The sequence below is a fragment of the Pseudomonas sp. IT-P74 genome, from assembly GCF_949768175.1.
Classification (GTDB): domain Bacteria; phylum Pseudomonadota; class Gammaproteobacteria; order Pseudomonadales; family Pseudomonadaceae; genus Aquipseudomonas.
In genome coordinates, this window is the sequence record NZ_CATKQD010000033.1 from 388,177 (window position 1) to 410,627 (window position 22,451).

The 22,451-nt window shown below is 59.2% G+C and carries 18 protein-coding genes; 8 read left to right on the plus strand and 10 right to left on the minus strand.

What is annotated here, in order from left to right; all coding sequences use genetic code 11:
* Nucleotides 1–252 precede the first annotated feature (252 nt).
* Complete coding sequence (locus tag ACM6J5_RS18195) at nucleotides 253–3,147, plus strand: ribonucleoside-diphosphate reductase subunit alpha (protein ID WP_095942690.1); 2,895 nt, start codon at nucleotides 253–255, stop codon at nucleotides 3,145–3,147.
* Between the two features lie 257 nt (nucleotides 3,148–3,404).
* Here the strand turns inward: ACM6J5_RS18195 and flgE are convergent, their stop codons facing one another.
* The 6 genes from flgE to ACM6J5_RS18225 all read right to left on the minus strand — a co-directional run bounded on the left by flgE (nucleotide 3,405) and on the right by ACM6J5_RS18225 (nucleotide 8,541).
* Nucleotides 3,405–4,745, minus strand: a complete 1,341-nt coding sequence (gene flgE / locus ACM6J5_RS18200; RefSeq protein ID WP_095942691.1) for a flagellar hook protein FlgE — start codon at nucleotides 4,743–4,745, stop codon at nucleotides 3,405–3,407.
* A gap of 31 nt (nucleotides 4,746–4,776) precedes the next feature.
* Nucleotides 4,777–5,499: a flagellar hook assembly protein FlgD gene (flgD, locus tag ACM6J5_RS18205; protein WP_095942692.1), complete on the minus strand. Its 723-nt coding sequence runs from the start codon at nucleotides 5,497–5,499 to the stop codon at nucleotides 4,777–4,779.
* A gap of 15 nt (nucleotides 5,500–5,514) precedes the next feature.
* Entirely contained in the window at nucleotides 5,515–5,958 is a 444-nt protein-coding gene (gene flgC / locus ACM6J5_RS18210) for a flagellar basal body rod protein FlgC (protein WP_095942693.1), read from the minus strand.
* Between the two features lie 3 nt (nucleotides 5,959–5,961).
* On the minus strand, nucleotides 5,962–6,369 hold the full coding sequence (gene flgB, locus ACM6J5_RS18215) for a flagellar basal body rod protein FlgB (protein ID WP_008051530.1): 408 nt from the start codon (nucleotides 6,367–6,369) through the stop codon (nucleotides 5,962–5,964).
* Nucleotides 6,370–6,735: 366 nt separating this feature from the next.
* Nucleotides 6,736–7,563 carry a protein-glutamate O-methyltransferase CheR gene (gene cheR, locus ACM6J5_RS18220; protein ID WP_110662516.1) on the minus strand — a complete coding sequence of 276 codons (828 nt, stop codon included), beginning with the start codon at nucleotides 7,561–7,563 and terminating at the stop codon, nucleotides 6,736–6,738.
* Nucleotides 7,564–7,575: 12 nt separating this feature from the next.
* Nucleotides 7,576–8,541, minus strand: coding sequence for a chemotaxis protein CheV (locus ACM6J5_RS18225; protein WP_095942695.1), 966 nt, complete (start codon nucleotides 8,539–8,541; stop codon nucleotides 7,576–7,578).
* An 82-nt stretch (nucleotides 8,542–8,623) separates the two neighbouring features.
* Between ACM6J5_RS18225 and flgA the strand changes: the two genes are divergently transcribed.
* The 4 genes from flgA to ACM6J5_RS18245 all read left to right on the plus strand — a co-directional run bounded on the left by flgA (nucleotide 8,624) and on the right by ACM6J5_RS18245 (nucleotide 11,231).
* Nucleotides 8,624–9,382: a flagellar basal body P-ring formation chaperone FlgA gene (gene flgA, locus ACM6J5_RS18230; protein ID WP_095942696.1), complete on the plus strand. Its 759-nt coding sequence runs from the start codon at nucleotides 8,624–8,626 to the stop codon at nucleotides 9,380–9,382.
* A gap of 167 nt (nucleotides 9,383–9,549) precedes the next feature.
* Nucleotides 9,550–9,876 (plus strand): flagellar biosynthesis anti-sigma factor FlgM, encoded by a 327-nt coding sequence (gene flgM / locus ACM6J5_RS18235; protein WP_056728065.1) that lies wholly within the window; start codon nucleotides 9,550–9,552, stop codon nucleotides 9,874–9,876.
* A gap of 48 nt (nucleotides 9,877–9,924) precedes the next feature.
* Nucleotides 9,925–10,392, plus strand: coding sequence for a flagella synthesis protein FlgN (locus tag ACM6J5_RS18240; protein ID WP_095942697.1), 468 nt, complete (start codon nucleotides 9,925–9,927; stop codon nucleotides 10,390–10,392).
* A gap of 92 nt (nucleotides 10,393–10,484) precedes the next feature.
* A complete protein-coding gene (locus tag ACM6J5_RS18245) occupies nucleotides 10,485–11,231 on the plus strand; it encodes a flagellar brake protein (protein ID WP_095942698.1) in 747 nt (248 codons plus the stop codon).
* Between the two features lie 62 nt (nucleotides 11,232–11,293).
* Here the strand turns inward: ACM6J5_RS18245 and ACM6J5_RS18250 are convergent, their stop codons facing one another.
* The 4 genes from ACM6J5_RS18250 to ACM6J5_RS18265 form a co-directional block, all read right to left on the minus strand.
* Nucleotides 11,294–12,676 carry an MFS transporter gene (locus tag ACM6J5_RS18250; RefSeq protein WP_414929082.1) on the minus strand — a complete coding sequence of 461 codons (1,383 nt, stop codon included), beginning with the start codon at nucleotides 12,674–12,676 and terminating at the stop codon, nucleotides 11,294–11,296.
* A 70-nt stretch (nucleotides 12,677–12,746) separates the two neighbouring features.
* On the minus strand, nucleotides 12,747–13,991 hold the full coding sequence (locus tag ACM6J5_RS18255) for a glutamine synthetase family protein (RefSeq protein ID WP_414929100.1): 1,245 nt from the start codon (nucleotides 13,989–13,991) through the stop codon (nucleotides 12,747–12,749).
* Between the two features lie 201 nt (nucleotides 13,992–14,192).
* The gene (locus tag ACM6J5_RS18260) at nucleotides 14,193–14,885 is read right to left on the minus strand and encodes a sensor histidine kinase (RefSeq protein ID WP_150672580.1); all 693 of its coding nucleotides are present in this window, start codon (nucleotides 14,883–14,885) and stop codon (nucleotides 14,193–14,195) included.
* Nucleotides 14,882–16,486 (minus strand): response regulator, encoded by a 1,605-nt coding sequence (locus ACM6J5_RS18265; protein WP_414929083.1) that lies wholly within the window; start codon nucleotides 16,484–16,486, stop codon nucleotides 14,882–14,884. The genes ACM6J5_RS18260 and ACM6J5_RS18265 overlap by 4 nt, the downstream gene beginning before the upstream one ends.
* Before the next feature lie 231 nt (nucleotides 16,487–16,717).
* Here ACM6J5_RS18265 and ACM6J5_RS18270 point away from each other — a divergent pair, with 231 nt between their 5' ends.
* The 3 genes from ACM6J5_RS18270 to ACM6J5_RS18280 all read left to right on the plus strand — a co-directional run bounded on the left by ACM6J5_RS18270 (nucleotide 16,718) and on the right by ACM6J5_RS18280 (nucleotide 22,386).
* Complete coding sequence (locus ACM6J5_RS18270) at nucleotides 16,718–20,851, plus strand: CheR family methyltransferase (RefSeq protein ID WP_414929084.1); 4,134 nt, start codon at nucleotides 16,718–16,720, stop codon at nucleotides 20,849–20,851.
* A 558-nt stretch (nucleotides 20,852–21,409) separates the two neighbouring features.
* A complete protein-coding gene (locus tag ACM6J5_RS18275; protein WP_414929085.1) occupies nucleotides 21,410–21,676 on the plus strand; it encodes a hypothetical protein in 267 nt (88 codons plus the stop codon).
* The gene (locus ACM6J5_RS18280) at nucleotides 21,673–22,386 is read left to right on the plus strand and encodes a response regulator transcription factor (protein WP_414929086.1); all 714 of its coding nucleotides are present in this window, start codon (nucleotides 21,673–21,675) and stop codon (nucleotides 22,384–22,386) included. Before ACM6J5_RS18275 ends, ACM6J5_RS18280 begins: the two co-directional genes overlap by 4 nt.
* The last annotated feature ends 65 nt before the right edge of the window (nucleotides 22,387–22,451 follow it).

Sequence of the window (22,451 nt, forward strand, 5' to 3'; positions counted from 1 at the left end):
CCGTTTTTTCAGGCCCGAATGGCCAGAACGGTACGGGTGTTGCAGTCATGACAGGCACCCTGAGAAAGGAATCCGGCTTCGAGCTCAGGCTCGGGGCCAAAGACTTCGGCACGGAAGCGGCATCATTAGCCTTTTTCCTACTGTCCCGAAGTTGTTATGCCCGACGCCATGTCGGTTGTAGTGCTTCAGGACAGAACGGTGGGCACCGTGATGGTGCCCAAACAAACATAGAGAATGTGGAGACACCCCCCCATGCAAACCGACACAACTCGCGAGAACCCGCAGGGCACCTTGCCGCAGGCCGCCGATTCGAATCCGGATCTGTCCGCCACCGCGCCAGGCCAGCTGCGTGTGATCAAGCGTAACGGCACTGTCGTTCCCTACACCGATGACAAAATCACCGTCGCCATCACCAAAGCGTTCCTCGCAGTTGAAGGCGGCACCGCTGCTGCCTCGTCGCGAATCCACGACACCGTTGCCCGCCTGACCGAACAGGTCACCGCGACCTTCAAGCGTCGCATGCCTTCGGGCGGCACCATCCACATCGAAGAAATCCAGGACCAGGTCGAACTGGCCCTGATGCGTGCCGGCGAGCAGAAAGTCGCTCGCGACTACGTGATCTACCGTGACGGTCGTTCGAAAGAACGCGCTGCCCACGCACCGGCCGAAGAAGCGGTCAACGCTCACCCGTCGATCCGCATCACCCGTGCCGACGGCAGCCTGGCGCCGCTGGACATGGGCCGCCTGAACACCATCGTCACCGAAGCGTGCGAAGGCCTGGAAGAAGTCGACGGCGACCTGATCCAGCGCGAAACCCTGAAGAACCTGTACGACGGCGTGGCCCTGACCGACGTCAACACCGCCCTGGTGATGACCGCCCGTACCCTGGTTGAACGCGAGCCGAACTACTCGTTCGTCACCGCCCGCCTGCTGATGGACACCCTGCGTGCCGAAGGCCTGGGCTTCCTCGAAGTGGCCGAGAGCGCCACTCACCACGAAATGGTCGACCTGTACGCCAAGGCACTGCCGGCCTACATCGCCAAAGGTATCGAGTTCGAACTGCTGAACCCTGTGCTGGCCACCTTCGACCTGGAAAAACTGGGCAAGGCGATCAACCACGAGCGCGACCAGCAGTTCACTTACCTGGGCCTGCAAACCCTGTACGACCGTTACTTCATCCACAAGGATGGCGTGCGTTTCGAACTGCCGCAGATCTTCTTCATGCGCGTGGCCATGGGCCTGGCGATCGAAGAGAAGCACAAAGAAGACCGCGCGATCGAGTTCTACAACCTGCTGTCGTCCTTCGACTACATGTCGTCGACTCCGACCCTGTTCAACGCCGGTACCCTGCGTCCACAGCTGTCGAGCTGCTACCTGACCACCGTGCCGGATGACCTGTCGGGCATCTACCACGCGATCCACGACAACGCCATGCTGTCGAAATTCGCTGGCGGCCTGGGCAACGACTGGACGCCGGTTCGTGCGCTGGGTTCGTACATCAAGGGCACCAACGGCAAATCCCAGGGCGTTGTTCCGTTCCTGAAAGTCGTGAACGACACCGCCGTTGCCGTTAACCAGGGTGGCAAGCGCAAAGGCGCTGTGTGTGCCTACCTGGAAACCTGGCACATGGACATCGAAGAGTTCATCGAACTCCGTAAGAACACCGGTGATGACCGTCGTCGTACCCACGACATGAACACCGCCAACTGGATCCCTGACCTGTTCATGAAGCGTGTCTTCGATGACGGCAAGTGGACCCTGTTCTCGCCATCCGAAGTACCGGACCTGCACGACCTGACAGGCAAGGCCTTCGAAGAGCGTTACGAGTACTACGAAGCCCTGACCGAGTACCCGGGCAAGGTCAAGCTGTTCAAGACCATCCAGGCCAAAGACCTGTGGCGCAAAATGCTGTCCATGCTGTTTGAAACCGGCCACCCATGGCTGACCTTCAAAGACCCGTGCAACCTGCGCAGCCCACAGCAGCACGTGGGCGTGGTCCACAGCTCGAACCTGTGCACCGAGATCACCTTGAACACCAACAAGGACGAGATCGCCGTTTGCAACCTGGGTTCGATCAACCTGCCGAACCACATCGTCAACGGCAAGCTGGACACCGCCAAGCTGGAACGCACCGTGAACACCGCCGTGCGCATGCTCGATAACGTGATCGACATCAACTACTACTCGGTGCCGCAAGCGAAGAACTCCAACTTCAAGCACCGTCCGGTCGGACTGGGCATCATGGGCTTCCAGGACGCTTTGTACCTGCAGCACATTCCTTACGGTTCCGATGCTGCCGTGCAGTTCGCCGACACTTCCATGGAAGCGGTCAGCTACTTCGCGATCCAGGCGTCCTGCGACCTGGCTGACGAGCGTGGCGCCTACGAGACGTTCCAGGGCTCGCTGTGGTCCAAAGGCATCCTGCCGCTGGATTCGCAACAGATCCTGATCGAGGCCCGTGGCCAGAAGTACATCGATGTCGACCTGAACGAATCCCTGGACTGGGCACCGGTTCGCGCCCGTGTACAGAAAGGCATTCGTAACTCGAACATCATGGCCATCGCACCGACCGCGACCATCGCCAACATCACCGGCGTCTCGCAGTCGATCGAACCGACCTACCAGAACCTGTATGTGAAATCGAACCTGTCGGGCGAATTCACCGTGATCAACCCGTACCTGGTGCGCGACCTGAAGGCTCGCGGCCTGTGGGACTCGGTCATGATCAACGACCTGAAGTACTACGACGGTTCGGTGCAGCAGATCGAGCGCATCCCGCAGGAACTCAAAGAGCTCTACGCGACTGCCTTCGAAGTGGACACCAAGTGGATCGTCGACGCCGCCAGCCGTCGCCAGAAGTGGATCGACCAGGCTCAGTCGCTGAACCTGTACATCGCCGGCGCTTCGGGCAAGAAGCTGGACGTGACCTACCGCATGGCTTGGTACCGTGGTCTGAAAACCACTTACTACCTCCGTGCCCTGGCTGCGACCAGCACCGAGAAGTCGACCATCAACACCGGCAAGCTGAACGCTGTTTCCAGCGGCGGCAACCACGGTGACGACTCGGTCCTGGCAGCGCCTGCCGGCCCTGCTCCAGTGCCGAAGGCTTGCGCCATCGACGAGCCGGATTGCGAAGCTTGCCAGTAAGCTGAACCCGTGAGCGCCGCAAGGTGCTTACTCGAAACCCCCGATCAGCCTCTGGCGGGTCGGGGGTTTTCTTTTGCCCCAAGGAAAATGGTGCCCGGTCTGACACCATCGCGAGCAGGCTCGCTCCTACAGTTGATCGTGTTTATCTGGAAAGACCAGTTCAGCCTGCTTGCGATGAGGCCGTCACCTCCAACACAAAACCATAGGCCACAAAAAAGCCCCTCTACGAGGGGCTCCTTGCACAGCACAATCCAGCATCAAGTCATCTGAATGATGGTCTGCATGATGGTGCTCTGGGTGGAGATGGTCTTGGCGTTCGCCTGGTAGTTGCTCTGCGCCTTGATCAAGTCGACCAGTTCGTTGGTCAGGTTGACGTTGGACTCCTCCAGGGAGTTGGAAACGATCGAACCCAGTGTGCCGGTTTCCGGCGCATCGTAGCCCGGAATGCCCGAGTTGTAGGTTTCCTTCCAGCTAGTGCCACCCACCGGCTGCAGACCTTGTTCGTTGGTGAAACTGGCCAACGAAATCTGACCGATTGGCTTGGTCTGGTTGTTGCTGAAGTTGGCCAGCAGTACGCCGCTGCCGTCGATGGTCAGGTTGGTGATCTGGCCCGTGGCATAACCGTTCTGCGACGGAATCGAACGCGCGGTGTCGGCGTTGAACTGGGTGGTGTTGCCCATGGCGATGGTCAGGCCCGCCGGGTCGGCTGCTGCGCCGTTGGCTGTCCAGACACCGTTGGTGACGGTGCCCGGCGTCCAGTTGCTGATTTTCAGGTCATCGCTGGTGGTCGATGTTGGCGGGGTCGTCGGCGGCGTCACTGGTGTGGTGACCGAAACCAGTTTACCGGATGTATCAAATGTCATGGTCGAAGCAATTGGATCAACTGCACCCGTGCCGGTAGGCGAGGAGCCGTCCGGGTTGCGGCCATCGATCAGGGTGTAGGTATCCCAAGTGTTCGGCCCGGTCTTGACCATGTATTGATCCATGGTGTGCTGGTTACCCTGAGTGTCGAAAATCGGGGTACTGAACTGCTTGGTGAAAGTTGCCTGTTTGGTCGGATCGAATTTGTTGGTAGCGACCGACTGATCAATCACCACGGCCGTAGAGTTCAGGTTGATCGTGGACGAAACGGTGCTGGTGGATTTTGGCGCCAGATTGGAGGTGTCGATCCGCAGGTCGGTCAACACGCCATTGAGGATCTTGCCATTGGAGTCCACGCCATAACCCTGCAGACGGGCCGTACCGTCGCTGTTCGTCACGTAGCCATCCTTGTCGGTCTTGAACGTACCGGCACGGGTGTAGGTCAGCGAACCGTTGTTGCTCATGACGAAGAAGCCGTTGCCCTGGATTCCCATGTCGAGCACGTTGCCGGTGTTGTTCACGTCACCCTGGCCGAACTGCTGGGAAATGTTGGCCAGGCGCACGCCGTTGCCGACGGTCTTGCTGCCGGTGCCCAGGCGAGTTGCCGAGTACACATCTTCGAATTCCGCACGGGACGATTTGAACCCGGTGGTCGCGACGTTGGCGATGTTGTTGCCGGTCACGTCCAGTTGTTTGTTGGATGCAAAGAGACCGCTAAGGCCGATATTAAAAGACATAATCCACTCCTTTGTGCCGGGTTAGTCGGCCTTACATGCCAATGGTTTGTACTTTGGACAGAGCGACGGTACCCAGCCCGGCCAGATTGAGCATCAACTCACCGCCAGTCTGGCTGATGGTCACGCTGTTGACGGTCGCTGGCAGGTTGGTGATCAGTGCCACGGACTGCCCATCGATCGTGCTGGTAGCACCGAAGGTGTACGTACCTGCAGCGACCGTTTCCCCCGCGTCATTCTTGCCGTCCCAGATGAAGCTGGCGTTGCCTGCTTTCTGAGCACCCAGGTCGATGGTGCGTACGGTCTTGCCGTCCGCATCAGTGATCTTCAGGGTCGCGGCGGCCACCGACGATGGCACCACCACCGTACCGCTGAGGCTCTTCGACGTGTCGACCACAGCCTTGTCACCGGGTGCAATGACCGAACGCCCCACCAGCGAAGAAGCCTGCAATGCCTGGGACGAGTTGTAGTTGCTGGCCAGCCCGCTCACGGTGTCGTTGAGCGAGGTGATGCCTTCCAGGCTGCTGAACTGCGCCAACTGGGCCACGAAAGCACCGTTGTCTTGCGGCTCCAGCGGGTTCTGGTTTTTCAGCTGGGTCACCAGCAACTGCAGGAATGCATCCTTGCCCAGAGCTTTGTTGCCCGTGGCGCTGCCGGTTGCCGACGCAAGACCATCAGTCGTGGTGGTGGTCTTGACCGAAGAGTTGGCCAGGATGTCCTTGAGGCTCAAACCACTGGTGGAATCGGTAACACTCATCTGAGTCGCCCCTTATCACTGACCGAGGGTCAGGACCTTCTGCATCATGGTTTTGGCGGTGTTCATCATTTCGGCGTTGGTCTGGAACGAACGGCTCGCGGAAATCATGTCGGCCATTTCTTCAACCACGTTGACGTTCGGGTAGTAGACGTAACCCTTGGCATCGGCCGCCGGATGGTTCGGCTCGTAGCGCGCTTCGAGGTTGCTCTGGTCTTCGACCACACCCAGCACCTGCACGCCCTCACCGGCGGCGTCCTGGCTCTGGAACAGCGAGTCGCTGCCGCCGCTCTGCCCGCCCTGGAACATGGTGGCGAATACCGGGTGGCGCGCACGGTAGGTCTGGTCGATGCTCGACGAGACGGTCTCGGCGTTGGCGATGTTCGAAGCGACGGTGTTCAAGCGCGTGGTCTGCGCACTCATGCCGCTACCGGCAATGTTGAAAACACTGGATAGAGACATGGCTTACTCTCCGCGCAGGGCTGACACCAGCCCTTTGAATTTGCTGTTGAGCAGGGTGAAGCTGGCCTGGAAGCCGATCGCGTTTTCCGCGTAGTTCGACTGTTCAAGTTGAGCATCCACGGTGTTCTGGTCGATCGACGGTTGCATCGGCGTGCGATACAGCAACGATTCGTCGCCATTGCCCAGGCCTTCAGCCTCGATATGACGGCTGTTGGTCATGTTCAAGGCGAAGGTGCCGCTTTTGGTTTTCTCGTTCTGCTCGGCGAGCACTTTCGAGAAGTCCAGGTCCCGAGCCTTGTAGTTCGGGGTATCGGCGTTGGCAATGTTATTGGCCAGGACTTCGGCACGCTGGGCGCGGAAGCCCAGGGCTTGTTCGTGGATACCGAGCGCTTTATCGAAGCTGATGCTCATGTCGGGAAACCTTCGGGTGACCTGATTTTTCGTAGGATCAACTTAGCAAGCCCCATGCCAATTCAAAAACCCCCGAAAACCGGGGCTTTCCCGGACATGGCAACGCGGCAATGCCAGAAAAGCGGCAACGGTTTTCCGCCGCATGCCGCTTTTCTGCCGCCTCCTCACCCTTTCAGAACACCACCGGCCACTGTGGGAGCGAGCCTGCTCGCGATAGCGGTTTATCTGGCAACGTTGAGTTCAACTGTCAGGACGCCATCGCGAGCAGGCTCGCTCCTACAGGAGAATGCAGTGCTGGCGAAAAATCAGCAGACAAAAAAACGGGAGCCCCTGAGGACTCCCGTTTTTTTGACAACACCAACAGAATCACTTCGCCTGGTAAATGATCCCCGGGCTGCACTGGACCATCTGGTAATGATCCGGCAAGCCGTTCAGCGCTTCGGAAGCACCGAGGAATAGATAACCGCCCGGCTTCAACGTGCTGTGGATGCGCAACAGGATGTCCTTCTTCACCTCGGCGGAGAAGTAGATCAACACGTTGCGGCAAAACACGATGTCGAACTTGCCGAGGGCCGCATAGCTGTCCAGCAGGTTGAACGAGCGAAATTCCACACGGCTCTTGATCGGTGCCTTGATCGCCCAGCGCCCCGGCCCTTTCGGGTCGAAGTAACGCTGCAGCCGCTCAGGCGACAGACCGCGGCCGATGGCCAGGCTGTCGTACTCGCCGGTCTTGCAGTTGTTCAGCATGGTGCCGGACAGGTCGGTGGCAACAATCTGCACCCCCATCCGCAACTGGCCCATGTTGACCCGTTCGAACTCGTCGATGGACATCGACAGCGAATACGGTTCCTGGCCCGACGAGCACGCTGCCGACCAGATGCGCAGGCGCTGGCCGGGACTGGCCTTGATCGCTTCGGGCAGTACCTTGTTCTTCAAGACTTCAAACGGGTAAGTGTCACGAAACCACAGGGTTTCGTTGGTGGTCATGGCATCCACCACCTGCTCGCGCAAACCGCTACGCGGCTGGGTCTGCATGCGCTGAACCAGTTCCCCCAAAGACTTGATGCCTTGCTGTTCCATCAGTTTATTGAGACGGCTGGAGACCAGGTACTGCTTGTTTTCACCGAGCAAAATGCCACAGGCTTTTTCCAGGAATACCCGGAACTGTTCGAAATCCAAATTACCCGTAGACAATGATGCCGCCTCTTAAATCGTGTTGACTGCCAGGGACACGGGCCCCTGGCTGATATCTGCTGCTTTGATCCGGTCGACTACCCGGGATGCCAGGTCATCAGGACGGAACTTGGCCAGGAAGTCATCGGCACCGACCTTCTTGACCATCGCCTGATTGAATACCCCCGACAACGAAGTATGCAGGATGATATGAAGCTTTTGCATGCGCGGGTCGTTGCGGATTTCCGCCGTCAGGGTGTACCCGTCCATCTCCGGCATCTCGATGTCGGAGATCATCATCAGGAACTCTTCTTCCGGCTTCTTGCCCTCGTCGACCAGTTTGCGCAGGTAGTCCAGCGCCTGCCGACCATCGTTCAACGCCACCACTTCGACGCCGACCGTTTGCAGGCAACGCGTGACCTGCTTGCGCGCCACCGACGAGTCGTCGACCGTCAGCACGCGCAACGAAAGCGCCTTGTGCTGGGTTTCGACATCCACCACACCGACGGAAATCGCTTCCGGCGTCGGCGCCACTTCCGCCAGCACCTTCTCGACGTCGATGATTTCGACCAACTGATTGTCGACCCGCGTCACCGCCGTCAGGTAATGATCGCGCCCGGTTCCCTTGGGCGGCGGATGGATCTCCTCCCAGTTCATGTTGACGATGCGTTCCACCGAACGCACCAGGAAACCCTGGGTCTTGGTGTTGTACTCCGTGATGATCACGAAGGGGTTGTGCTTGTCCTTCAACGCGCCGGAGCCGGTCGCCATCGCCAGATCAAGGATCGGAATGGTCGCCCCCCGGATGTTCGCCACGCCGCACACGACAGGACTGGACTTGGGCATCAGTGTCAGTTTGGGACATTGCAGCACCTCCCGAACCTTGAACACGTTGATCCCGTACAGCTGCTGGCCGTCGAGACGGAACAACAACAGCTCAAGGCGATTCTGCCCCACCAGTTGCGTGCGCTGGTTTACCGAATCCATTACACCAGCCATGCCAGACTCCTACGCCAACGCCAAGTGTTGTTGCGACGTGCCTTCATCACTAAACGGCACGGCGCTTGCTTTTTTAATCGTTATGAACACAGAACCGACATTTTTTCGACGCCTGACCACACCCTACCGCAAACGGCTCGGCGTGCTGGCGGCTGTTTGCCTGTTCAACGCTGGCAGCCCTGCCCTTGCTGACGCGGTTACCTTGCCTGACATGCTTATCGGCGTCACTCAGGGCTTTCTTGAATTCACCGTAGAAGACTATCTGGCTACCAGTCAAACGGAGGGTCGCTACGAGATCCAGGTCAACCCGCTCGATCCGCGCATGCACATGCCCATGTGCGACAAGGAATTGACAGCAACGCTCGAGAGTCCCAAGCCGCTGGGACGGGTCACGGTCAAGGTTCGCTGCGAGGGCGCGTCTCCCTGGACCGTCTTCGTACCCGCTCAAGTCCGCCTGTTTCGCGATGTCGTGACCAGCGCCCGGCCACTGCGCCGCGCCGCCATTGTCGAGCCTGGGGATGTGGTCTTGCGCGAGCGCGATATCAGCTTGATCAGCCAGGGCTACCTGACCTCCCTCGATCAGGCGATCGGGCAGCGACTGACCCGACCAATGGTCACCGATCAGGTGATTACCCTGGTGAACATCGAACAGGCCGAAGTCATCCGCAAGGGCGATCAGGTGGTGATCACCGCCCGCAGCGGCACCCTCAGCGTGCGCATGCCCGGCGAAGCGCTGTCAAACGGCAGCCTGAGCGAACAGATCCGGGTGAAAAACCTCAATTCCCAACGAGTCATCAAGGCGCAGGTCATGGCGCCGGGGCAGGTGGAAGTGTCCATGTAAGGTCCTCTGTTGATCGGAATGTGGCGCTTGCCGCGGCTGTTCCCTAGACTGTGCTCCATGCAGGGCAAGCGCTGACGCGCGCAAGGTTCATTGATAAATGAGCCTAAAGTTTTCCAGGGAATGGCCGAAACCATGGCAAGCGTCCAAATTCCCAGAGGTTTTTTATCATGGTCATTGATTTCAGCCGTTTGAACAGCTCCTCGTCCCTGACGGGCAGTACACGTACCAGCGCCAGCAAGGAAAGCGCCGAGGCCGGCAAATCCGCGCCGCTGGAGTCCGCGGCCGAACAGGCCGGTACCGTCAAAAGCGGGGAATCGGTACATCTCAGCAATGAGGCTCAACAGTTGCAGAAGGTCACTGACAAGCTGCGCGATCAGCCTGCCGTCGACAACGCCCGCGTGGCCGAGTTGAAAGCAGCGATTGCCGATGGCAGCTATAAAGTCGACAGCAACCGTGTAGCCAGCAAACTGCTCAACTTCGAAGCCCAGCGCTAGGCCACCGCCGGCGCCAGGCTTTTGGACGCTTAAAACCCAAGGCCAGCCATGCACGACACAAATTTACTGCAACTGATCACCGACGACTTTGCTCCAGCGCAACACTTGCTGGAACTCCTGCAGACCGAATCCCTCGCATTGCATGGCCGCGACATGCCATTGCTCGAGAACATCCTGGCGCAGAAACAGGCATTGGTCGTTTTGCTCGAACAGCACGGCCGCAAGCGCAGTGAAATCCTCGCCAGCCTCAACCTGCCGACCAACCGCGGCGGTCTCGAGCAATTGGCCGGCCAGTCGAGCATTGGCGAGCAGTTGCTGGCGCAAAGTGACGTGCTGACCGATCTCCTGGCCCAGTGCCAGGCCATCAACGCCAACAACGGCCAGTCGATCCTCACTCAGCAGGCCGCGACGGCCACCCAGCTGAAAATCCTCACCGGCGGTGAAACCCCGGCGCTTTACGATGCCAGCGGAACATTCTCCAAGCTTGCCAAGCCGCGCCCGCTCAGTCAGGCATGAGCCGGTCAATGCCCCCGCTCTATCAAGACGCGCAACATACTGGCAAACTGCTAGCTTGCCGTAGTCAAATTTTGTCTGGAGATTGATTAACCGTGTCCAATGCCTTATCCGTGGATGATGCTCCGCAGCCACCCAAGGTGCTCTCCACGCCCTTGGAAATCTCCAGCAACCTGCGCCAGCTGCTCGAAAGCCATGACCCGCTGATCATCACGTTCCACGAGCGCAGCCAGCGCTTCCAGAGCTATCTGGTGGACCTGGACCGTGACAGCAACATGATCGCCCTGGACGAAATGATTCCCCGTGATGGCGAGCGCTACCTGCTGGCGGGTGAGCCGTTCAGGGTCGAAGGCTTCCACGAAGGCGTACGCATTGCCTGGGAAAGCAACGGCCAGTTGAACATCGACGAATCCGGTGGCAGCCGCTGCTATCGCGGCCCCCTGCCCGCTGAAGTGGTGTACCACCAGCGCCGCAATGCGTTCCGCGCCGCGCTGAAGCTGGCACAACTGGTCAACGTCAACCTCGACGGCGAAAAGCTCAAGGCGTCGATCAGCGGCAAGTTACTGGATATTTCCGCTACCGGCTGCAAACTGCGCTTCGACGGCGACATCACCGGCAGCCTGCAACTGGGTCAGGTCTACGACCGCTTCAGCGCCGACCTGCCCTTCGGCAAGATGACCGCACCGGTCGAGTTGCGTTATCTGCACTTCGAAGAAAGGATTTCCACCACCTTCGCCGGCGTTCGCTTCCACAACATGAGCGGGCTGGTGCAGCGCCAGGTCGAGCGCTTCGTCTACCAGTTGCAACGTGAAGCACGTCGCTTCGACAAAGACGACATGTGATAGAGCGTCAACAAAAAACGGGCAGTCCCTTGCGGTGACTGCCCGTTTTTTATGCCCTGGATTTAAGGCCTGGCCTCGCTGAGGTTAGGGTCCCGCCCTGTATCAGGGTCTTGCGGCGGCTGATCGGTTTCAGCTTCGGTGACAGTTTCAGGTTCTGATTCAGGCTCTGGCCCGGCACTCACCGGGTTTTGCATCTGATCCTGCACCACCTGCTCATCAACACGCGGGTCGAGGCAGGCCACCAGCGGTGAACTCGTCATGTTGTCCGGCATGGCCACGTGATGCAGCGGCGCGTCTTCCACCTGATGCAGGTTGGTCACCGCTTTCGGGCGAATCCGCCACACCAGCACCAACGCAAAGAAACTGAAAAACGCATAAAGCATCTGGCTGCCGAACAGCTTCATCAGCACGCCGGCCACCAGCGGCCCGATACTCGCGCCAACGCCGTAGGTCACCAGCAACATTGCCGTCAGGGACACCCGGCGATCACCTTCGACGTGGTCGTTGGAGAACGCCACTGCCAACGGATACAGGCAGAACTGCACCAGCGAACAGATAAAACCGGCGATAAACAGAACCTCCAGCGGCACCTGCGGCATGATCGCCAGCGGCAGTGCCGCCAGTGCCAGGCTGAATGCAAAACTGCGGATCAATACGGCCCGATCGTAGCGATCGGACAACCAACCCAGCGGCCACTGCACCAGCAACCCGGCAAAAATACAGCTACCCATGAACAGGCCGACCTGCTCCGTGGACAATCCCTGCTGCGAGGCATACAGCGGCGCCAGACCGTAGAACGAACCGACGATCAAGCCCGCCCCCAGCACCGTGCTCAATGACTGTGGCACGCGCTTGATAAAGAAGCGCGGCTCCATCGGTGCCGGGTGCAAGGGTGCCGGGTGAATCCGCCGCGTCAGGGCCACCGGCACCAGACACAGGGCGAAACACAGGGCGACCAACATCAGCAATTCAAGCCCCAGCCCTGGGTGCATGACCAGAATCAACTGCCCCAGCACCAACCCCAGATACGAAGCGATCATGTAGCCACTGAAGACCATGCCGCGCTGATTGGCATCGGCCTGCTCATTGAGCCAGCTCTCGATCACCATGTACTGACACATCATGCCGAGGCCGACGATCACCCGCAAAAACAGCCAGGCCGGCAACCAGTCCACCAGGCCATGGCCGAGCACCGCCGCGCCAACGATCCCGGCACAGGCCGAGTAAGCCCGGATATGCCCGACCCGGGCAATCAACCGGTGACCGATCTTGCCCCCCAGCACCAGGCCGAAATAGTTGGCAGCCATCAGCGCACCGACCCACAGACTGTCGACATGGTCGGCAGCCAGGCGCAACGCCAGGTAAGTGCTCAACAGGCCCGAGCCGATCAACATCATCAGCGAGGCGAAATACAGCGCTCGAAAGGATTTCCAGATTTGGCGCATCGGCGTTCCGAGCGGCTCCTTGCAGTGAGAATCGGCTACCGCTAAACGATAGCCGGATGTCGATGGATCGTCAGGCCTGGGCTGCTAAAACACGCCGTTCCCAGGGAGTAATTTCATCATGGAAACTGGTCAGTTCCAGGGTCTTCGAAGCAATGTAGCCTTCGATGAATTCCGCGCCAAACAGTTCCTTGGCCAACTGACTACGTTTCAGACGCTCAAGTGCCGCATGCAAGGTACACGGTAACGAAAGATTTTCCGGCACTTCGAACTCACCCTGGATCGGCGCGCTCGGCTCCAATGCCTTCTCGATGCCATGCAACCCCGCCGCCAGGCTTGCGGCAATCGCCAGATACGGGTTGGCGTCGGCCCCCGGCAAGCGGTTCTCGACCCGACGGGCCACCGGCAAACTGGCCGGAATGCGCAGGCCCGCCGCCCGATTGTCGTAGGACCAACAGGCATTATTCGGTGAGGCGTAAGGGTGGCACAAGCGCTGATAGGAGTTCACGTTCGGCGCAAACAACGCGGTGAAATCGGCCATGCACGTTTGCTGACCGGCAATGAAGTGGCGGAAGATGGCCGTCTCCTGCCCCGCCTCATCGCTGAACACGTTACGCCCTGAATCGATCTCGACCACGCTCTGGTGGATATGCATCGAACTGCCCGGCGTATGCGCCAACGGCTTGGCCATGCACACCACGCTCAGACCGTGCTTGAGGGCCACTTCCTTGAGCAGGTGCTTGAACAGGAACGTCTGGTCGGCCAGCAACAGCGGATCACCGTGCAGCAGATTGATCTCGAACTGGCTGACGCCCATTTCGTGCATGAAGGTATCGCGAGGCAGCCCCAAGGCCGCCATGCACTCGTAGACTTCATTGAAGAACGGCCGCAAGCCATTGTTGGAACTGACGCTGAACGCCGACTGACCGTCTTCGCGGCGACCGTCCAGCCCCAGTGGCGGTTGAAAAGCCAGGGTCGGATCGGTATTGGGGGCGAAGACAAAAAACTCGAGCTCGGTCGCCACCACGGGCGCCAGGCCGCGGGCCGCATAACGGGCAATCACCGCCTTGAGCTGGCCACGGGTCGACAGATTGGAACTGGTGGTGGTGCCCAGTTCATCCGCATCGCAAATGGCCAAGGCCCGCGGCGGATGGCTCCAGGGCAAGCGGTGGATTTGTGCAGGGTCCGGGATCAACGCCAGGTCGCCATCGTCGCTGCCGTAAAAACGTGCCGGCGGATATCCGCCCATGATGCATTGCAGCAGCACACCCCGTGCCATCTGCAAACGTCGACCGTCGAGAAAGCCCTCGGCGGTCATCACTTTGCCCCGTGGAACGCCATTCAAGTCCGGCGTGACACATTCAACTTGATCAATGCCCGTCAATCGCTGCGCGAGTGAACTCAGGCCAACGGTCGTCATGACGCTATCCTTGTTATTGTACGGGCCGCGAACGGCGACCGTACAAAATAGGCTCCGCGTGTTCGGAATTTCAAGCAGCGTCGTTAAATATGCTGCCGGTCAGGGCAGGTAAAGGCGAAACACTCCCCCACCCAATGGACCACCATTGCTGATTTCGGTACGCCCACCCACGCCGTTGCGCTGATGCAGCGCGGCAATTCGCCCGGCAAAGTACAGGCCCAGCCCGGTGCTGCCGGTGCTTTGATTGATGCCCTGCACGTAATCGGTCTGACGTTCGATCATCTGCGCCGGGTACCCCTCGCCATCGTCATTGATGGTCAACACCAGTTGCCCGGCTTCGTCGCTGACGCTGATCAGAACGGCATGCCGCGCAAAACGAATGGCGTTGTTGATGCAGTTGGCCAATACCGACGCGATCAACTCACGATCGAAGAAACCCAGCGGGCTCAGCGGATCCACTTCAAAGGTGGCCATGATGCCGCGGCTGGCGAACACCTCCTGATGACAGGCCAGTTGCGCTTCGATGAAATCATCCAGTTCATGGTAGGCCGGTTGCAGCGGCATCTGGTTGACCCCGAGTTTGTACAATCCCAGCAACTGCACCAGCATGCCGTTGAGGTGAGCGAACTCGAAGTCGATCACGCCCTGCTCCGGCGTCTGCCGCGCCGTCTGCGGCAATCGCCCCAGCCACTGACTGTGGGCCTGCATCAGCATGGCCAGCGAGTTCTTCATGTCGTGCACGGTAGAGGCGATCACCGTGGAAAAATCCAGTGCCTGTTGGTTGTCGTTCATTGACCAAGCGCCTTGCTTTTCAGCTTCTGGTAACGCGGATAGCGCGCGTCGGAGTCGGGCATCAGGCCGACCATTTTCAGGCAGGTCCGGCATTCTTCCAGCTCCGCCGAAGGAAGGTTGGTATCGGTGCCATGCAACAACGACTGCGCCAGGTTCAGGGCGATACTGATGTTCTTCGGTTGCATCGCCAGGGCCTTGCGGAATACTTGCCGGGCTTCCACCAGGTTGCCGGTCTTGTAGACGCGCACGCCCTGACGGTTGAGTTCCGCGGCGGCGTTGCCGGAATTGAGGATGCTCGGGTCGTCGGTCTGCTTGGCGATGTCCTTCATGACCACCGGATCGTCGCCGTAGATTTCCACGCAGTTTTTCAGCATCGCGGTACCGGCCTCGGTCTGCCCGAGCAGTTTCAGCTGCTTGGCCACCAGCAAGGCCGCTTCGGCGCTCATGAATTGCTCCATGCCGTCCAGACGCAACATGGCTTGCTCGGTGAGCTTGTCAGCCGTCTCTGCATCGTTGAGCAACAGGCTGGTGGCCTTCATCAGGCGCGCCCGGATTTGCAGGCCCGGATCGGAGGGGTTTTCCTTGGCCACGGCGCTCAATGTGGTGTTGATTTCCAGGCGGGTGCGCGTGTCCAGGCCCCGTTCGCTGCCCTTGCTGATCAACGCGTGAGCCAGGCCGAGGTTGCTTTCAGGATCCTTGAAACGTGATTGCGCGCCTTGGGCCACAGCCTGGCGATAGGCTTTGGAGGCAGTGTCGAAGTCCTCGTTGGTCATCGCCAGCTTACCGAGCAACGCTTGCCGGCGCACCGCCAGAGGCGACAGGCGAATCGCCTCTTCCAGGACACGCTGCGCCCCCTTGGTGTCCCCTTCGGCGACCAATACATCCGCCATCCCGTCATACAGCGACGGCATCATCGGGAAGACTTTCAGGGCTTTTTCATAAATGCCCTTGGCCTGCCCGACCTGACCGCGCTTGAACAGCAACTTGCCCAACCCGGCAAACGCCCATGGCAACGGGCGGTCGGCGATGATGCCGTCATAGAGGCGCTCCAGCGCTTCGTTCTGATTCAGGTCGCGCAAGGCATCGGCGCGATAGCGCAAGCACAGTGGCGAATAGCGGATGTCTTGCTTGCACAGGGCGATGCAGGCGTTGAGCACCTCCATCGGCTTGCCGCGATCCAGGGCCTGCAGGATCGGCTTGAGCAAGGTCTTGCGCTGCTCCAGGCGCTCCAGGCGCTGGGCCAGGCTGGAGCGGTTGAACGGCTTGGTCAGGTAGGCATCGGGCTCATGTTCCAGTGCACTGAGCACCATGGCCTGGCTGGTTTCGGCGGTGACCATGACGAACACCGCTTCATGACTGATCAGCTTTTCTTCCATCAGGTCTTCGAGCACCTGCTGGCCGTTCTTCTTGCCGTCACCCAGGTGAAAGTCCTGCAAGATGAAATCGTAGGCTTTCTGCGAGCACATTTTCAGCGCCTGCTCGCCGGTATCGGCAGTGTCCACTTCCTTGACGCCCAGTTCGCGCAGCATCGACCTGACCGAACTGCGAAAGTCCGAGAAATCATCGACGATCAGAAAACGCTTTTGGTGATACGACAGCATCGAAGATTTCCAGGCAATTTAAGAAGAAGAACCCAAAGGCAAAAGAGGCAAAATGGCCCCTGTCTGCCCGGGTTATCGGCCAGCAGTGGCGTTCCCTTGAGAATCTTCCCCTGCGGCACACTCTAATTATTTGAAGGCGCTAGCGAAAAACAGGATTATCCTGATTTATCGATTTGCTCTTGCCTCTCCCAGGACTCAAGTGCATGCCCCCCATCGCCAAAGGACGACCCCATGAGTAGACCCTCCAATACCGTTCCAGAGCGAAAGGCCCTGAGCCCAAGCACGCTGGATTTTCCGGTGGTGGGGATCGGCGCGTCGGCGGGCGGGCTGCAAGCGATCAAGTTGTTCTTCGAAAACATGCCGCAGGACAACGGCATGGCGTTCGTGATCATTCTCCATCTGTCTCCCGACCACCAAAGCATCGCCGACAAGATCGTCCAGGAATCAACCAAGATGCCGGTCCTGCAGGTCGGCAGCACGGTGCCTATCGAAAAGAACCGGGTCTACGTCATTTCGCCGGCGCAACAGCTGAACATGAATGACGGTCTGCTTGAGGTCAGCCCTGTCGACCCGCGCCTGGGACGTCACTCGTCGATCGATCTGTTCTTCCGCGACCTGGCCGATGTGCACCGTGAACGCGCGTTCTGCCTGGTACTGTCGGGCACCGGCTCGGATGGCGCGGTCGGCCTGTCGCGCATCAAGGAACAAGGTGGCATCACCCTGGTCCAGACGCCGGAAGACGCCGAGTTCGACGGGATGCCGAAAGCCGCCATCGATACGCGCATGGTCGACTTCGTGTTGCCGGTGGTTGAAATGCCGCAAAAGTTGCTGGAGTTGTGGCGCAACGCCCGGGAAATCAGCCTGCCCACGGTCAGTGATCAGGAGATGAAAAGTGTTGCCCCGGTGTCCGAGCGCGATACCGCGGCGGCCGAGCAGATGCTGCATGACATTCTGATTCAATTGCGCACTGGCACCGGCCATGATTTCAAACACTACAAGCGTGCCACGGTACTGCGACGCATCGAACGCCGGATGCAGGTCACGGCGCAACCGGACCTCGCCTCCTATTACAAATTCCTGCAAAACAATCCCGAGGAAACCAAGGCGCTGCTGGGCGACATGCTGATCGGCGTGACCAACTTCTTCCGTGACCGCGAAGCCTTCGAAGCCCTCGAGCGGGATGTGGTGCCGCAACTGGTCAACGCCGCCACGGCTTCGGCACAGTCGGAGAAAAAAGAAGAAATACGTGTCTGGTCCGCCGGCTGCTCCACCGGCGAAGAAGCCTACAGCCTGGCGATGCTGCTGCACGATCAAATGCAACTGGACTCCAGCAAGGCCACGCTGCAAGTGTTTGCCACCGACATCGACGAGCGCGCGGTCAGCTACGGGCGCAGCGGTCTGTATCCGCAAGCGATCATCACCGACGTGCCTCCGTCACGGGTGCGCCACTATTTCATCAAGGAGAATGACCACTACCGGGTGCGCAAGGAGTTGCGCGAAAGGGTTTTATTCGCCAAGCACAGCCTGTTGTCCGACCCGCCGTTTTCGCAGATCGACCTGATCGTTTGCCGCAATCTGCTGATCTATCTGGATCGCGAAGTGCAGCGCGAGATCCTCCAGATGTTCCACTTCGCCCTGCGCCCCGGCGGCTTCCTGTTCCTCGGCACGTCCGAAAGCGCCGATGCCTGCCATGAACTGTTTGCCCCTGTCGACAAACGCAACCGGATCTTCCGCGCCAAAACCGGCACGACCTCCAGCCGACGCACGCCCACCATGCCCCGTGGCGGCTACGTACGTACCAATATGCCCCGGCAGGCCCAGGAAACCAGCGTGCAACGCAAACTGTCGGTGGCCGACCTGCACCAGCGCGCCCTCGAACAGTCGGCGCCACCGAGCGTACTCGTCGATACCAACGCCGACATCCTGCACATGAGCGAGAGCGCCGGGCGTTTCCTGCGGCATGTGGGCGGCGAACTGTCGCGCAACCTGCTGAACCTGATTCTTCCGGAGTTGCGCCTGGAAATCCGCACCACCCTGTTCCAGGTCCAGCAGAGCGGTACTTCGGTCAAGTCCCGCGGGGTGCCGATCAAACGCGATGAACGGCGCTCCCTGATCGATCTGGTCGCCCATCCCTACAAGGATGAAGTCTCGGAGGGCGAGTACGTACTGGTGATTTTCGAGGAGCTCGAGATCGACCCCTCGGAAGTGACCTTGAGCCCCCAGCTGCAAACCGAAAGCCAGGTGCTGTCCAACCTTGAGCGCGAACTGCAACGCACCAAGCTGCACTTGCAAGACACCATCGAACAATCGGAAATCTCCAGCGAAGAGCTGAAGGCCTCCAATGAAGAAATGCAGGCGATCAACGAAGAGCTGCGCTCGGCCACCGAAGAGCTCGAGACCAGCAAGGAAGAACTTCAGTCGATCAACGAAGAGCTGCTGACGGTCAACTTCGAACTGAAAACCAAAGTCGAAGAGACTGACAAGATCAACGATTACCTGAGCAACCTGATCGCCTCCACCGACATCGCCACGGTGTTTGTCGACCGCAGCTTGCGCATCAAGTGGTTCACCCCCCGTGCCACCGACATCTTCAGCATGTTGCCGGTCGATACCGGACGCTCACTGCTCGACATCACCCATCGCCTGCACTACGAGGACCTGGCCGCCGATGCCGCCCTGGTTTTCGAATCGCTGAACATGATCGAGCGCGAAGTCAGCAGCACCGACAACCGCTGGTACATTGCCCGCCTGTTGCCTTATCGCTCCAGCGAAGACCACATCGACGGTACGGTGCTGACCTTCATCGAAATCACCAAGCGCCGCGCGGCCGAGGAAGAGTTGCGCCTGGGTGAAGAACGCATGCGGCTGGTCGCCGAAAGCACCCGCGACTACGCCATCATCACCCTCGATGAACACGGCGTGATCACCAGCTGGAACAAAGGTGCCGAATTGATCTTTGGCTACAACAAAGACGAGGCCGAGGGGACTCGCTACGATTTCATCTTTTCAGCCGAAGATCGTGCCAACGGCATTCCGCAAAACGAACTGCAATCGGCCCGCAATCATGGGCGCTTCGAAGATGAACGCTGGCACCTGCGCAAGGACGGCAGCCGATTCTTTTGCAGCGGCGAAGTCACTCTGCTCAACGGTGACAAACTTCAGGGCTACGTGAAAATCGCCCGGGACCTGACCGGCCACAAGCGCCAGCATGAAGAGCAGAGCCTGCAACTGGCCGAGACGCGCAATACCAGTTACCTCAAGGACGAGTTCTTTGCGGTCATGTCCCACGAGCTCAAGCATCCGCTGAACCTGATCCAGCTCAATGCGGAACTGTTGCGTCGCTTGCCAGTGACGAAAAACCTGTCTCCAGCCGCCAAAGCCGTCAACACCATCTGCGAAGCCGTCACCAGCCAGGCGCGGATCATCGACGATCTACTGGATGTCGCCCGGGTCCGCACCGGCAAGCTCAAGCTGCAATCGGTCGCTGTGGACCTGAACAATGTACTGCGTGACATCTACACCGTGGTTCTCAATGACGGGCACGACATCAAGGTCGAGCTGCAAGCCCCTGCCGAGGCACTGATGATCCAGGCCGACCCGACGCGCCTGGAGCAAATCATCTGGAACCTGGTGAACAACGCACTGAAATTCACCCCGGCCAAGGGCCGCGTGCTATTGATCGCGAGTCAGGCGGGCAACATGGCCAGGCTGGATGTCAAAGACAACGGCATCGGTATCGCGAAAGAGCACCTCGAACACGTATTCGACTTGTTCGGCCAGGCGGAGAAACAGCACGCCTCGCACCAACGCGAGGGGCTGGGGATCGGCCTGTCGCTGGTCCGTCAATTGACCGAGGCACAACGAGGCACGGTGCAAGTGAGTTCCGGCGGCGTGGGTACCGGTTGCACGTTTACCGTCTACTTGCCATTGGCCGAGATCAACGGCGAAGCCCTGCCCGCCGCGCAGATCGAAGACGCTTCCGGCCGGCTCAGCGGCCTGACCATCCTGCTGGTAGACGACTCCGCCGAGGTACTGGAAACCTTGAAGATGCTGCTGGAGATGGAGGACGCCCAAGTGATCGCTTTCGACCGTCCGGCGGCGGCGCTGGACGCGGCAAAAAATACCCGGTTCGACCTGATCATCTCGGACCTGGGCATGCCGGTCATGAACGGCCATGAACTGATCAGCGCCCTGCGCCAATTGCCGCAAGTCAAAAATGTGCCTGCCATTGCGCTGACCGGTTACGGTGCCCAAAGCGATATTCAGAAATCACGGCAATCGGGTTTCAACCAGCACATCGGTAAACCGGTGTCCTACGATGACCTGATCGACACTATTGAGGCTCTGCGGCGCTCATTGACCTGAGGCAACTCAAGTAAGCCCGCTGCACGCAGGCCCGTTGATCGATGGCCTGCTGCAGTCGCTCCTTTGCGCGCCCGCACCTCGACCTGCACGCCGTCGTCGAGCACTTCTTCATAGGTCTGAAAGGGTAAGCGGGTATTGGTCCAGAGCCAGTATCCGGTGCCTCTGTGTCGCATCGATTGATCTCCACAGATGTAATTTGAAGTAAGGCACAGCCGTCACCGGGTTTCCACGCAGGTCGTCGGCTGATTTCAACAAGCGCTGGCTGGCAGGTGGTTCGGTCAGACCGTGAATCGCCAACAAATTGACCACTCTAAAGTTAGCACTCCTAACTTCACACCACTCGTCGATTAATTGACGACATTGATCAGGATCCGATATTGGCCAGTGGCCACCTCCGGCGAGCCTAATCCCTTGATTTTCGAGGGTTACTGTCCCCCTTGAGAACATCGCTCAGGCCTCGTCGTACCGGCTCGCTATCGAGGACCTGACGGATGGGTAGGTTGGCAGCACTCCGGGCTGACCTAGAATCAGTTGATAGGCGGGAGGGAGCACATCATCATGCGTAAACCACTGATAATTACTCGTATTGACCTTCTCTCCCGGGCTTTGCCTGACTTTTGTAAACCTTCGCCCCGCGTGCCAGTGCTGTCGATGAAAATTGCCTCGGGGGTGCTGGTTGCCAATACCCGGGCGGGCATCATCACGGCCTACCGGCGTTCAAATCCATCCTTCAATCGCACCGCCCCAGTGAGCAAGTTGCTGACCCTGGAAGGCCGGCGGATGGAGGCCATCACAGGTTTTTCAAGGGGGTCAGGAAGATCATGACTGACCAGAACGAATCAATTGGCGTGATGTTGATCGATTGTCGCCCCCTCGTACTCAAGGGCCTTCACGACTTGATCAATGCCAGAAAGCCCCGGATGGAAGTGACAGGACAGGCCAGCACCTATACCCAGGCGCTGGACCTTGCCGATCAGTTGCGGCCGGATGTGATTTTTTTCAGTTTCTTTCCGGATGCGCTGAATCCGCTGGATGTCGTCGCGGGACTCACCCGTAGCGCTGAAATGAAAGTGCTGTTGCTCAAGGGCCTGTACGAAGTCGTCCCCGCTGCCCAGGCGATAGAGGCTGGCGCTCGCGGCATCGTGCTCGCGGAAGACCCGACGGAATCGATTATCCAGGCCATCCTCAATGTTCACCATAGCGACTTCGCAATGGACAGAGCCTGGGCTGGCGGCCTTTGCGGCTATGCCGTGAGCGGGCACATACCCATCAAATGCAATCTGGAGCAGGCGAAACAGGCGCGGTTGACGCTGCGCGAGAGAGAACTGATTCGCGCCATCGTGGGCGAACCGTCCGCCAAATATGTAAGCATCGCCGGGCGCCTGGGGATCAGCGAGCACACCGTGCACAACCACCTGAGCAACATCTATCAAAAGCTCAACCTCATCAACCGCATCGACTTGCTGATGTATGCGCTCAAACACGGGCTCACCAACGAAGCACCGACCGAGTCCGTCTGGGTGGAACTGGATTGAATTCAAGTCGATACAAAACGGTCTGCCCCTTACTTTCAGGGGGTAGGCCTTCACCATTTCGCCTT